General features: G+C 48.1%; 6 protein-coding genes. 2 read left to right on the top strand and 4 right to left on the bottom strand.

All coding sequences use genetic code 11. From position 1 onward, the window contains the following. Positions 1 to 318: 318 nt before the first annotated feature. Positions 319 to 2,514, top strand: a complete 2,196-nt coding sequence (locus H5647_RS00275; RefSeq protein WP_045855541.1) for a YgiQ family radical SAM protein — start codon at positions 319 to 321, stop codon at positions 2,512 to 2,514. Positions 2,515 to 2,706: 192 nt separating this feature from the next. On the opposite strand, the gene H5647_RS00270 is transcribed toward H5647_RS00275, so the two are convergent. Next, entirely contained in the window at positions 2,707 to 4,734 is a 2,028-nt protein-coding gene (locus H5647_RS00270) for a carbohydrate binding domain-containing protein (RefSeq protein WP_082086901.1), read from the bottom strand. A gap of 200 nt (positions 4,735 to 4,934) precedes the next feature. Continuing rightward, positions 4,935 to 8,339: a TonB-dependent receptor gene (locus tag H5647_RS00265; protein WP_045855540.1), complete on the bottom strand. Its 3,405-nt coding sequence runs from the start codon at positions 8,337 to 8,339 to the stop codon at positions 4,935 to 4,937. A 549-nt stretch (positions 8,340 to 8,888) separates the two neighbouring features. On the opposite strand from H5647_RS00265, the gene H5647_RS00260 reads away from it, so the two are divergent. Beyond that, entirely contained in the window at positions 8,889 to 10,964 is a 2,076-nt protein-coding gene (locus H5647_RS00260; protein ID WP_162926250.1) for an endo-1,4-beta-xylanase, read from the top strand. 132 nt (positions 10,965 to 11,096) lie between these two features. Here the strand turns inward: H5647_RS00260 and H5647_RS00255 are convergent, their stop codons facing one another. Both H5647_RS00255 and H5647_RS00250 read right to left on the bottom strand, forming a co-directional pair. Beyond that, on the bottom strand, positions 11,097 to 11,705 hold the full coding sequence (locus H5647_RS00255) for a DUF2799 domain-containing protein (RefSeq protein WP_045855539.1): 609 nt from the start codon (positions 11,703 to 11,705) through the stop codon (positions 11,097 to 11,099). A 62-nt stretch (positions 11,706 to 11,767) separates the two neighbouring features. Beyond that, the gene (locus tag H5647_RS00250) at positions 11,768 to 13,750 is read right to left on the bottom strand and encodes a sialate O-acetylesterase (RefSeq protein ID WP_236074707.1); all 1,983 of its coding nucleotides are present in this window, start codon (positions 13,748 to 13,750) and stop codon (positions 11,768 to 11,770) included. Positions 13,751 to 13,866 lie beyond the last annotated feature (116 nt).

The raw sequence follows: 13,866 nt of genomic DNA, 5'->3' as shown, positions 1-13,866 counted from the left end.
GGTCTAAGCCGAGTCGTCTATAGGGCTAACTGAGCGTCATTGTACTCTTTAATCGATTTAGCCGGTATGCGTGTCTGAAATCGAGTGCCACCGCGTGCGGAAAAAGGGGGATACTGTGTTTATTTTAGAGCGTTTTTTCGGCTCAATGCGGCGTTAACGTCAATTTAGTGCGTCCAAAGGACAAGTGTTAACACTCGATAGCTCGTTAGTGAAATCAGTACGTTTCTGTATGCCAGCACTCGCACGATTCGTTTATTGGCCTAGCGAGGCCGAACAGTTACACTGTGCGCCCTTTGTACAGTGCCATTTGAGATACCCATGCCCCAAATTCAAGCGTCCGACTTACAGCAATATCCCCGTTATTGGGCTGAATGCTACGGCATAGCGTCGTTTTTACCCATGTCGCGTAAAGAGATGGACGTGCTGGGGTGGGATAGCTGTGATGTCATCTTGGTGACCGGAGATGCCTATATCGATCATCCCAGTTTTGGTATGGCGGTAATGGGACGGCTATTGGAGTCGCAAGGTTTTCGTGTTGGTATTATTTCTCAACCCGACTGGCGTAGTGCCGATGCCTTTAAAGCATTGGGGAAACCTAATTTATACTTTGGTGTGACCGCGGGCAACATGGATTCGCTAATTAATCGCTATACGGCAGATTTACGTATTCGACATGATGACGCTTACACTCCTGGCGGCGAAGGTGGCAAGCGGCCTAACCGAGCGGTGACGGTATATAGTCAACGCTGCAAAGAGGCTTGGAAAGACGTGCCGGTAGTGATCGGCGGAATAGAGGCGAGTTTACGCCGTATAGCGCAATACGATTATTGGAGCGACGAAGTTCGCCGATCAGTCTTAATTGATTCAACGGCGGATGTCTTGCTTTTTGGCAACGCCGAGCGCGCTATTGTGGATTTGACGCATAGGCTAGCGAATGGCGAGCCCATTAAAACGATAAACGATTTGCGTGGCACAACGGTTATTCGGCCACATGTACCCGAAGGGTTTACCGAGTTAGACTCCTCTCGTATCGATTGGCCGGGAAGTTTGGATGCTATGCCAAGCCCGTACGAATATGTGCCAGAAAATAGCTGTGACAACGGCAACAGCCCCGTGACTAGCCAAGATGTCGATGTTGTCGACGATAACGCTCCCCAGCCTATTCGCGTAGTGCCTATGCCGCTTCGGCGCCAAGAGGCCACGCTCGATATAAGCCGTACGTGTATACGGTTACCCTCTTTCGAAAAGGTAAGCAAAGACCCTGTACTGTATGCGCACGCATCTCGCGTACTGCACCAAGAGGCGAACCCGCATAATGCTCGGCCATTAGTTCAGAAACATGGCAAACGCGAAATATGGGTTAACGCTCCCCCTATCCCGTTGACCACACCGGAAATGGATTTAGTGTTTGGGTTGCCCTATGCGCGCATACCCCACCCTAGTTATGGTAAACAAAAAATTCCCGCTTACGACATGATCAAAACATCAGTCAATATAATGCGTGGTTGTTTTGGTGGCTGTACGTTTTGCTCTATTACCGAGCATGAAGGGCGTGTTATTCAGAGCCGCTCGCACGAATCGATATTACAGGAAATTGAAGATATTCGAGACAAGGTACCCGGTTTTACCGGCACAATTTCAGACCTTGGTGGGCCTACCTCGAACATGTATACCCTTAATTGTAAAGATCCTGACATTCAGGCGTCCTGTCGCAAGCTGAGCTGTGTTTATCCGGGCATTTGTAAAAACTTAAATACGGATCATAGCCCAACAACACAGTTGTACCGCAAAGCGCGAAAGGTAAAAGGCATTCATACCGTCGCCATTGCATCGGGTTTGCGTTATGACTTGGCAGTAGAAGATCCCGAGTATGTGAGAGAGTTGGTCACGCACCATGTTGGCGGTTATTTGAAAATTGCGCCGGAACATAGTGAACCGGGTACTCTGGATAAAATGATGAAGCCGGGTATGGGCAGCTACGAACGCTTCGAAAAAATGTTTAATAAATTTTCGCAAGAGGCGGGTAAGAAACAATATTTAATCCCATACTTTATTGCCGCACACCCCGGTTGTGAAGATGAAGATATGATGAATTTGGCGATTTGGCTGAAAAAACATGAGTTTGAAGTCGATCAAGTGCAAACGTTTTATCCTTCGCCTATGTCGCTCGCAACGGCAATGTACCATTCCGACCGTAACCCGCTTAAACACTTAACGTACAAATCTAAAAAAATATTTACGCCAAAAGATAGCACGCAGCGAAAAGTGCAGAAGGCCTTTTTACGTTATCACGACCCGGAAAACTGGCCTGATTTACGTAAAGCATTGCGCGCGATGGGGCGAAGTGAACTCATTGGTGATTCGCCACAACATCTGGTGCCGAGCGAGGAGCGTGAGTTGCGGCTGCGAGCCAATTCACGTCGAGGCGGCACAGAGAAACGCACCGCAAGGGGCGACAAACGCAACCATGCCTTGCCTGCGCGTTCGAAAGCTCGTGGGCGAAAGCGGCGCTAAGGGGCGGTCTTTAGGAAATAGTGGTTGTGGGTAGGCTTTACTACGCCACAAAAAGTTTTTAGAGGTATACCATAAAAAACCTCGGTTGCTTAGGCCGAGGTTTTTTTATTCTAAAGAAAGTGTCTCGCTACACCCTTCTGAGAACCATCGCCTTAAATGGCGGCGACGGTTCAATTGGGATGAAGTAAAATGTTACTCGGCTAATGATATGTCATCAATATAGTAGGTAACGGCTGAAGCTCCTAAATCGAGTACCAGTCGTGTGGTTACATCGTTGGCTGTAAATGTCCACGTGATTTTTTGCCAATCAGTGCCGATGGTTTCATCGCCACCGTAAAGTGCACCAGCGGCCGTATTGGTGGAGAAGCGAACGACGCCATCGGCGGCTGCACCTTTTATCCACATTGACGCGGTGTACTCGGTATCAACCACTGTGGTTACTTCATCACTGACGAACTGAACATCCCAGGCGTTACTGCCAGCCCCTACAGCTTGTAGAGCACGGCTACCGCCGTGAACCTCAGCCGCCGTAGCGGTTAGGCTATCTGCGCCATTCCATTTACCCCAGTTGGTGAAATCATTAGCATCACCGAGCTCTAAACCAGCGTTGGACAGTAAATTACACGTGCTGACAGCGGCTGTTTCGCCTTGTGCTAATGAAACGTTATCAATGGTGTAGGTAACTGCCGAGGCGCCTAAATCAAGAACCAAGCGGGTTTCCACATCATTAGCGGTAAAGGTCCACGTGATTTTTCGCCAATCAGTGCCAATGGTTTCATCGCCACCGTAAAGTGCGCCAGCGGCAGCATTGGTAGAGAAGCGAACGATACCGTCAGCGGCGTTACCTTTAATCCACATCGAGGCGGTGTAATCGGTATCGACGATGGTGGTTACGACATCACTGACAAATTGCACATCCCAAGCGTTGCCACCTGCTGATGCGGCTTGTAGGCCACGTCCACTGCAGGAGTTAACGGTGACGGCTGTCATTACGTCACTACCATTCCACTTGCCCCAGTTGGTGAAGTCGTCACCGTCGCCCACTTCCATCTCACCATTGGCGAGTAGGTTGCACGCGCTTACAACAGAAGCGCTTCCTTCAGCTAGGCCAATATCATCGATGGTGTAGGTGACAGCGGATACTCCAAGGTCGAGCACTAAGCGAGTTTCCACATCATTAGCGGTAAAGGTCCATGTGATTTTTTGCCAATCAGTGCCAATGGTTTCATCTCCACCGTAAAGTGCGCCAGCGGCAGCATTGGTAGAGAAGCGAACGATACCGTCAGCGGCGTTGCCTTTTATCCACATAGAAGCCGTGTAATCGGTACCGACGACAGTGGTTACGACATCGCTAACAAACTGTACATCCCAAGCGTTGCTACCAGCGCCAACGGCTTGTAGGCCGCGCCCGCTGCAGCTATTGGTCGTTACGGTTGTTAGGTTGTCACCGCCATTCCATTTACCCCAGTTGGTGAAGTTTTCAGAATCACCTAGCTCCAAGTTGCCATTCAGGAGCAGGTTGTCGGGATTTGCGACAACAGCAGGGCAGGCACTGATAACGGCAGATTGACCTTGCGCGAATGCTATATCGTCGATTGTGTAGGTTACGGCGGAGGCTCCCAGATCTAGCACTAACGTTGTCGCCACATCATTAGCGGTGAAGGTCCAACTAATTTGTTGCCACTCAGTCGTAATGGTTTGATCGGCTTGATATTGAGCGCCAGCATCACTGCTGGTAGAGAAGCGAACCGTACCGTCGGCAACATCGCCTTTTATCCACATGGAAGCGGTGTAATTTGTACCTACGACTGTAGTTATGGCGTCGCTGCCTAGTTGAGTATCCCAAGCGTTGCCGCCTGCGCCAACAGCTTGCATGCCTCGTCCGCCACAGGTGTCATCTGTTACTGCTGTTATGCTCTCGGCGCCATTCCATTTGCCCCAGTTGGTAAAATCATCTCCATCGCCTAGTTCTAGATCGCCGTTCAGGAGTAGATTATCTCCGGCGGGTTCGGGAGTAGGTTCTGGTGTTGGTGTTGGCTCCGGTGTTGGCGATGGAGTGGCCGCTGGTGTTGGTTCTGGCACCGCTGTAGGCTCAACAAAAGGTGAGTCGTAGTTAGCACCGAAGCCAAGTTTATCTCCGCCACAAGCGGTTAGCATTATAAGAGAACTGCCAAAGAGTAACCCTTTGGATAGGTCTTTAATTCGATTAATGTTCAACATATTGAACCTCGTAAAATTTTATCTACTTATTGTTTTAATGTACTCGCCTACTTTTTTAGGCTGATGCCCAGCGTCTCTGGGTTGTATATCGAAAACACCTCTGAGGCGAAAAGTCGATGGCCATAACGCGTTTTCCAGCGAGTACATTCTCAAATTCTAGAGGCGTTTTTTTTAAACGCCTCATGTTTTACCTTTCTGTCTTAGAAGTTGCCCTTCACGACTAATGCGATTCGGCGGTCGGAGACAAACCAAGAACGACCAGCTTCCAGCATTTCGTTATTCAAAACCATAATGGTTTTGGACTGGGAGTCGGTAAGATTTGTGGCTTGAACACCTACGGTAAGCGAATCCGTTACATTATAGAAAACTGAGCCGTCTAGTTGACCGTGGTCATCGTAAAAGAGTGGCGCTTTACTGATAACATCGCGAGTGGTTAGTAGGTATCTTGATCGCCAGTTGTAAGCAAGGCGAGCGTTCCAGCCGTCCTTTTCAAAAATACCCGCAAGGTTAGCGGTTTCTTTTGATTGCCCCTGTAAAGGAATACTGTCTAAGCTAACGCGAATACCTGTGTCGTTGAAATTATCTAGCGAGTCTCTCGCAACCTCTTCTTCAAACTCAATTTGGTTGTTGGGAACGCCGCTAGCGTCAATGTAGGTGTAGGTAGCTTGTACTCCAAAGCCTTCAAACTTACCTTCAAAGAACTGTTGGTAAGACAGTTCAAAACCGTCCATTTTGGCATTGCCGCCATTGATGGTGCTGTCAACGTCTACCAGTTGCGTAACATTTGAAAGAGGGTTGGTGATGTATTGGTAATTCGAGCCTTTTACAAAATAGTCGTCTAGGTTTTTATGGAATAACGTACCACTGAGCTGGCCAACATCAGAGAAGTACCACTCCAGCGATATATCATATTGCGTAGACATCATAGGTTTAAGGAAAGGATTGCCGCCTCCGCCGGTCCAGCCTCGGACAGAAACGGTATCGATCATCCCTTCATAAGGGCTTGGGTCACCGTTTTCGAGGGGTTCAAGGTCGGTAAGGCGAGTGCTTGCAAGTGTATTCAGCGTGCCAATACTGACACGGTTCCTAACATCACCAAGGTCCGGATAGGCTGCGGCTCTTGATATGGCAAAACGGCTTATTAAGTCGTCAGTGAGCTCTAGCTTTAAGTTGAAACTGGGTAAAAACAGCTTGAACTCGGTTTTAGCGGCCGTTGGGAGCTCAGCATTGTTGCCGTAATTTCGGTCGTCGTCGCTAAGGTAGTTTGACTCTTCACCAACCCACTGATTAATAGCATCGCCTCTAGCGGCTGTAATATCAGGGAAAATACCATTGGCAACCTGCTGGTCTAGGTAGCTGATTACGCTAGCGCTCGTGAGTGGAATGTCAATATCGGCAGGTGCTGCATGCTGTGGAATGAGGTCTGGATATACCACTGCGCCATCTGCTTGGCGGGTCAGTGTGGCATAACGGAAACCGACGTTACCGGAGAAGCGTAAATCTTCGTCACCGGCAAAATCTAGGCGCATGTAAAACGCTTCGTTTTGTTCGCGGGTATAACTAATATCACCGGGAGTGAAGAGGCCGTATTCGGTGTCTACGCCGCTGCGTGCTGGTAGGCGTTCCTCTTCCCATGCACCTACAGGGTTGTTTTCGGAATCACGAGAGACAATGAGTTCGCGTTCTGGGTTTGCCCCCATAAGCATGCGAACGAATTCACCGCTGGGGTGAATCGTTTGATTGCCCTCTACGTGGAATGCATCGCCGCCGTGGAAATCAGACCAGTCGGTGTATTCCAAATACTGGTATTGAGACGCGTACTCTTCGTCCATAACCCAGCCTGCACGAGCAGCACTGGACCATTCCGGAGCAACAGAATTCCAGTTGTAGCTGGTACGACGAACAATTTGCTCGCGATCGGCATAGCGAACACCGGCGGAAACCGACTTGATCAAATGTTCGTCGTTGAAATGGTAAGTGCCGTCGATACGCATTGCGGCAGAGACACCTTCCGAGCGTTCGTAGTGATCCATGGCTGCGCGCCAAAAATAGTTGTTTGGATCTTGAAAGTAGTTGGCGTCGCCTTCAGGGTCGTCGCTGAAACCGGGATAATCCCGGTAAAAATCGGTACGGTTGGCATCTCGGTGGCCGAACCAGGGTTCAATGAATGTGAGTGTTGGTGTGTCGCCACTGATATCGAACTCTTGACCGGCAAACGTGCCGAGCATTAACCAGATGTCATCCTGTGACGATTCAGCTTGGATATACTGATAATCGAAGCTAAGTTCAAGTTTGTCGGTCGGCTGCCATTCTGCATTTAATGACATGTCTTCGACTAGCGACTCGGTAATGACAACGCGCGAATCCGGTTGAACCTTGGCGCCGAATTGATAACCACTAGTACCGCTGCCAGGTGCGTGATCACCGTTACCCGATTGCAGCCACTCAACAAACTTTAAGGTACCGCTTTGAAAAACACCATCATCATCGAAGGTGATAGAGGTTCCATCTAGCGGGGCAGAGCGAAGATTGCCAGAATTAAGAGGGTAGCCACCCTGGTATTTAATAGCGTTCTCATCCCACGTTAGGTTTGAGTCTGAGCGTATATACTCGCCTGTAACGCGAATCGTTTCATCGAGGTTTTGCCATTGCATTGAGGTCGTAAGGCCTTGCCGCTTACGATCATCATATTTTTGCGTTAAGTTTGCGGAGTTAGGCATCCATACCGTGGGGCGTTCATCTATCGCAGCCCCTTCAACGAAGCGTTCTGCGCCTGGCAATATGCCGCTTTCCCATAATCGGCTATAGGAATAATTTGCGTTGCTTTCGTCATTAAGGTTTTCTGCATAATACTGCGAGTAGGCATCACTTTGAATGCCATGAGATTCGCCATAAAGTTGGGAGTCGGCAACACTGATAAGAAAGCCAAACTCGCCTGCGGCCGTTTCCCAGCGGTCGCTAAACAGGCCCGATACGGTGGGACTCCATTGTTCGGCTTTGTCGCCATAGGAATAATCTATGTTAAAGGCCATTTGGCGATTGGCGCTGTCAAAGGGTTTGCGTGTACGCAGTGTAATGGTGCCGCCGATTCCGCCTTCTATCATATCGGCGGTTTGATTCTTATAAACATCTACTCCGCCCATAAGTTCGGGAGATACATCTTGGAACGAAAGCCCTCGACCGGAGCTTGCAGTAAAAGAGTCGCGACCGTTGAATTCAGATCGAGTTTGTGTCATGCCTCGAATAAGTGCGCCAGAGCCTTCCACGCTAAAGTGGTCTGGATCATCCGGCCCAGCAAAGCGCTCAATGGACACGCCAGGTAATCGCTGCAAGGCTTCCAAAACACTTCGGTCAGGCAGGGAGCCTATATCTTCTGCGGATAAAGCATCGACAAAGGTGTCAGCTTCGCGTTTGATATCCTGAGCATTTTGTAAGTTAGCCCGAGTACCGGTAACAATAATCTCTTCCGTTAGCGTGGTATCCGGTGCAACGGTTGCATCCTGCGCTGTGGCTGCGTGAGAAGCCAATGCTCCAGCTAACACAACCAGCGAAGACGCTAGACCAAAGCCCACTTTAGTATGTGAATTGCGCAATTTTCGGTTCATGGTAAAACTCTCTTACTTTTTATAAATTATTAATTGAGTTGAAATCTACAAGTGTGTCGGATCGAATTACATCATTTGAGTGAATGTGTTGGCTTAACGCCATAATGCCCAACTTTTCGTAATACGTTACTCCCCAACGCAAATTCCTCGTAGGAAATTATGAGTCGCTTTTTGATGTGGCTCAATCACCTCTTCGATGCTAAAAAATTTGCTCAGTTTATGCTTTGCTATTATGGTTCTGAAAAAAATGTTTGTCGGCGGTCAAAAAATTACGCCAAATAATCTGTAATTTTTAGTTTGTTCGGTCGGCGGGGTGTCTTGAATAGCCCCTGACAGCCGAATAAGGTATTGACCAATTCGTAGTCAGAGAGTAACTTATCGTCGAAGCGACAACAAGTCAATCTTGCCGCCAAAATGCAGGGCTTGACTTTGATAAGTCGGGAGAGTATTTCTTCTGCAATCGTCTTATAAGTCTCGACGATTTATACGCACTCCAAAGTACAATAGAAAATAATAATGCAAGCGTTACCGCTTGACATGGGAGATAAAATGAAAGCATTACTATCCATCGCGGGCGCTCTAGGCTTAACCTTTGCGTCAGTTGTTCATGCACAGTCCGGCGTGGCTCCAATTGTTATTGAAGCGGAAAACGGTGCACTTGGTGCTGATTTCGCGACGGAAACGGACACCGAAACATCAGTTACTTCCATGTATCCGACTTCAGATTGGAGTGATACAGAGGGGCAAATTACTTCTCGCCCAGCGACTGATGCGCGGGTATCTGTTTTTACCGTGACCTTTCCGCGAGCAGGCGAATACACGGTATACGCTAGGGTAGCGAACGGTGCAGATACGTATTCCGATGATAGCTTCTTTTTTGGCAACCCTTTCTTTGGTGAAAAGGATCCTACCGTTGATGACGATTGGAGAAACTGTAATGGTGTTGCCGGAGTGGGGTTTGACGATGAAAATGCCGTTGTTGGTGCTATTAATATTGAAGATGGTGTAGAGGTTGTTGATAACGGGTCTGCCAGTATTCATGAAACGTTTAAGTGGGTCAATATGACCACTTGGGGGGGGTGCGGTGTTAGTGCCGTGGTTGAAGACGGCGCACTCACTCAAACATTTAGCTACGGTGCTCGTGAAGATGGGCTTTGGGTCGATAAATTTGTATTTGGGTTAAGCGGTGATTTGTTTACCGTGGGTGATTTGGATGCGGGTCGTGTGGCGTCAGGTAAACCGCCCAAAGATCCAACTCCTCCAATGGCCGAAGGACAGTCAAAATATTTAGGTAGTGCGTACGAACCCTCCCAAGGTAAATATTTCTCGTATTATTTTAATCAGGTTACGCCGGGGAATGCAGGTAAGTGGGGCTCTGTTGAGGCCACGCGCGATACGATGAATTGGGACGCGTTGGACACTGCATACAAATTAGCGAAAGATAACGGTATGATCTTCCGTTTGCATGTTCTTGTCTGGGGAAACCAGCAGCCGGACTGGATAGAAAGCCTTACTCAAGAAGAGCAGTTAGCAGAAATAACGGAATGGTTTGATGCCGTTGCAGAGCGTTACCCTGACGCTGACGTTGTTGAAGTTGCGAATGAACCGGTTAACGATCCGCCCGCAGGTGAAGGTAATGGTAATTATATCGATGCGCTGGGTGGAGCAGCAAATAATGCGTGGTTGAAGACTGCGTTTAGTATGGCGCGCGAAAGATTCCCAGAAGCGAAACTCGCGATAAATGAATACCACGTGCTTAACGGTGGTGTGCTTGCTGAGTACAAAGCCATGGTAGTGGATTTGCACGCTGAGGGTTTAGTTGACGTAATTGGTGTTCAGGCGCATGCATTTTCGACGCGCGTCAGCGCTACACAAATACAAGAAACACTTGATTCACTAGCGGAAATTGGGTTGCCTATTCAGATTACCGAGATGGATGTAGATGGTGACCCAGAAGGCACCGCTGTTGAGTCCGACATGGTACAGCTGAACGACTATAAGCGTATTTTCCCTCTATTTTGGGAACACGAATCTGTTGAAGGTGTGACCTTGTGGGGGTATCGCCCAGGGCTCTGGCGGAACGATTCTCAAGCTTATATTCTTGAGGCTGACGATGATGACCGGCCTGCAGCAACGTGGTTAAGAGCTTACGTTGGTGGTGTTAACGAAAGCCCTGTAATTGATAGTTCGAATTCTACTGTAACCGTTGATGAGGAAATTCTAGACGGCACGACTATCGCGTTTTTAACGGCGGATGATCCCGATGGTGAGAACGCAAATATTACAAACTGGACGATAGTTGGCGGCACAGGTATCGGACGATTTGAGTTGGACCCATATTCAGGTGAACTATATGTTGCCGCTGGAGTGACACTGGATTACGAGACGTCGCCAAGCTATACCATTGATGTCATTGTTATGGATGAATTGTTTAGTGACTCGGAAATGGTTACGGTGACGGTCAATTTAAACGATATTGCGAATGATGGCGAAGTCGGTGACGTCACCATCTGGCCAGAAATATCCGAATCGGATAACGGAGGCGGTTCGTTTAATTTCGGTATGCTTTTCTTGTTAGCTTTATGTGGATATTCTCTGCGTCGCAGGTCAAGCCGAGTTAAATAAAACGTAAGCTTTATCGTTAAAAAAACCCGCTGAAATAGCGGGTTTTTTTTCGTGTTAATTTTATTTTAAACGGGCGTATTTAGCGTTTATTAGATGAAGGCGTTTGCAAAAAAAAACCGGGTAAAATAAGTATTAACGCGTGAGAGATTGCAGTAAACGTTGTTGGCTTTTTAAGCGGCGCTCTAGTGCTAATAGCGCAGTGCGTGAGTCTTTCGCGGTGAGTTGTAGTCGATCGATTTCGGTGAGAGCGTCTCGGCGAGAACCCTCATTGCCGTCGCCTTGTATAAGCGTTTCTTCGAGTTCCTTAATCTGTAGGAGGGAGTCTTCTAGCGCGCTATTTAATGTTTGAATCTCGCGCTTTAAAGTAGCGACGGCCTGTTTAGTCGCATGAATTTTTTGGCCGTGTTCGAAACCCGCTAAAAAATCAGTGGCCTGTGGTTCAGAGCATGCCTCGAAAAAATGGCCGCCGTTGCTCGCCAGCGTTTGCCCGTTAGTATAAGTACAGTAATGTAGTAGCCCCCGCTGATATCCCTGTTCGTATTGAGTTTGGTTGGGGATGATATTGACCTTGGCGCAGGCCTTTCGGTGATTCGATAAGGTGGTGACCGAACGACCTATAGAGGCGTCTTCTTGGCCAATCATAGACCAATCAGCATTTAAACATTCTTGCTCACTTAACGATGCGCAAGCGTTTAATAAAAAGGTCAGCCCGAATGTTGCGGTATATACAATACGTTTCATGGCTAACCTTGTTATGTATGCCGGTGGGTATGATGTAGCTTGTGGGAGTAGCCCGTCAATACCTATAAAGTGATTTCGAAAGGCGATGCTGGTAACCCATTTTTATTGTATAGGTTGGCAGTATCCGGTGTATGGGCCCAAGCATAGCGAACTTTTGTTGGCTTATCGATTGATGGGTGCCACACAATAACCTTGTTGTCTTTTATTTTGGCTTTAGCCCACACAAACTGGCCATCGTCACCTGCTATTGCGAAACCGCCTAGCTTTCTACCCTTCGCCATTAGGCCTTTCCCAACATGTTCAAAGCTAATGCTTACCGTGTTCTTGTTACGGTGTGCGGCTTGGAGTATGGGGCCAGAATAGACGATATTTTTACCGTAGGCTAATGCTTGTGCGCCGAGAGCTAAACGTTCGCCTACCGATTGTTTGTCCATTGGGTGGAGATCGTTCCAGTCGCCTACGTCGATGGTGATGGCCATGGCGGTATTCGGTACACGCAAGGATTTTAATTGAGCAAAGCGTAACTCAGCCCAGTTGCTTTCGCTGGGTTGTTCTTCGGCGGGCCTATAATTGGTGAGCTGCACGAAAATAAAAGGGAAGTCGCCTTGCTGCCATTGTGCGCGCCATAGCGCAATAAGATCCGGGAATACCTGGTCATACTCCTGGGCACGGTCGGTATTGGATTCTCCTTGATACCAAATAACACCTTTAATAGGCATGTTAAAAAGTGGTGGAAGCATCGCGTTATAGCAACCTAAAGGTTCGTTCCAAGGTACAAACCGACGGCTCGTAGGGGCATCTACAGTTGTGCCTACTTTGTATCGCCATTCACCGGTTAAGTCGATTTTCTGCTGATCAATCTCAAGGTAGTAGGGCATTTCTCGTGTAAATGCACCGCCTTTGTTGTCGATTTGTAGGCGAATAGTGATGGTGTTCTTACCTGCTTTTAATAGGCCTGCTTTTATGGGGTAGCGGCGCGGGGGGTATTGATAGCCTGTTTGCCCTACTTGTTGGCCGTTGATGTAGGTGGTGTCAGCATCTATTAGCGTGCCGAGACGTAAAAACGCTGCTTTACCGGCGGCGGAGTTGGGGAGGTCGAGTGTTTTTCTAAACCACATAATGCCACTAATAGGCTCTATACCATGTTCTTCGAATATTGCAGGGATAGACAGTGTTTGCCAGTCGCTATCGTTTGTATTGTCGAGAAACCATTGCTGGCCGTCTTGGAAGCCCGCATCGCTTGTATTTAGATGGTTAAACCATGCCGTAATGTCGGCTTGATCGGCGTCTTTTAGTGATTGCAGGTAGTCGTTGTCTTGATAACTTTTGGCTTTGGCGTATTGCGCTGGGTACGGTTTAAGTGCTTCTTCACTCATCCAGCATTCTGCGGGCGAGCCTCCGAAATTAGCACTTAAAATACCCACAGGTACCTGTTCTTCTTGATGAATTTTCTTACCGAAAAAATAAGCCGTTGCGGAATGGTGTCGAATAAGGTTGGGTTTGGTTTGTTCCCACTGGCCGCCGGAGAAGTCCTCGGCTAGAGTATTAAACTGCATTTCTCGGGGAACGGTAAATTGCCGTAGATGAGGTAGGTTGGCGTTGGCCATCTCGTCAGGAAAACGTTCTTCCACACGGTATAGTGGTAATTGCATATTGGATTGACCCGACGCCACCCAAACATCGCCGAATAGAATGTCGTTTAATACAATTTGATTGCGCCCGTCAATGACGATGGTATGAGGCCCTCCTGCGGGTAATCCTTTAAACTCGATCATCCAACGGCCGTTAACAGCGGTGGTTGTGCCAATGTCTTTACCATTCAATTTGGCGCTTACGGTTTCACCGCTATCGGCCCAACCCCATAGTTTATTGTGTGTGTCACGCTGTAATACCATGCCCTCAGATAACAGGCGTGGCAGACTTACGTCGGCATAAGCGGTGAGGGGAAGGCTTGAGATAAAGAGTAAGCTGCAGAGTAATCGAGAAAACATTGTCATAATGGTGCGCTGCTTTTTTAGGTGGCTGTCAGAAAAATTTGCAAACACGAAGGGTCTAGCCTTTTCGCGATAATGTCAATATGACTAAAAGATAATTGCATCATTCATATGAATAGGTCATTAAGCTATTGCTGTGCCAGCTAAATATGAGTAAAGCAGGAAAT

The sequence above is a fragment of the Teredinibacter purpureus genome (genome assembly GCF_014217335.1).
Classification (GTDB): domain Bacteria; phylum Pseudomonadota; class Gammaproteobacteria; order Pseudomonadales; family Cellvibrionaceae; genus Teredinibacter; species Teredinibacter purpureus.
The sequence above is the reverse complement of the archived record's forward strand: the minus strand, read 5'-3'. Positions and strand labels throughout refer to the sequence as shown.

What these genes read in the sequence shown, in the direction of transcription:
- H5647_RS00275 (WP_045855541.1), top strand. Translation starts at nt 319, where the DNA reads ATGCCCCAAATTCAAGCGTCCGACTTACAGCAATATCCCCGTTATTGG.
- H5647_RS00270 (WP_082086901.1), bottom strand. Translation starts at nt 4,734, where the DNA reads ATGTTGAACATTAATCGAATTAAAGACCTATCCAAAGGGTTACTCTTT.
- H5647_RS00265 (WP_045855540.1), bottom strand. Translation starts at nt 8,339, where the DNA reads ATGAACCGAAAATTGCGCAATTCACATACTAAAGTGGGCTTTGGTCTA.
- H5647_RS00260 (WP_162926250.1), top strand. Translation starts at nt 8,889, where the DNA reads ATGAAAGCATTACTATCCATCGCGGGCGCTCTAGGCTTAACCTTTGCG.
- H5647_RS00255 (WP_045855539.1), bottom strand. Translation starts at nt 11,705, where the DNA reads ATGAAACGTATTGTATATACCGCAACATTCGGGCTGACCTTTTTATTA.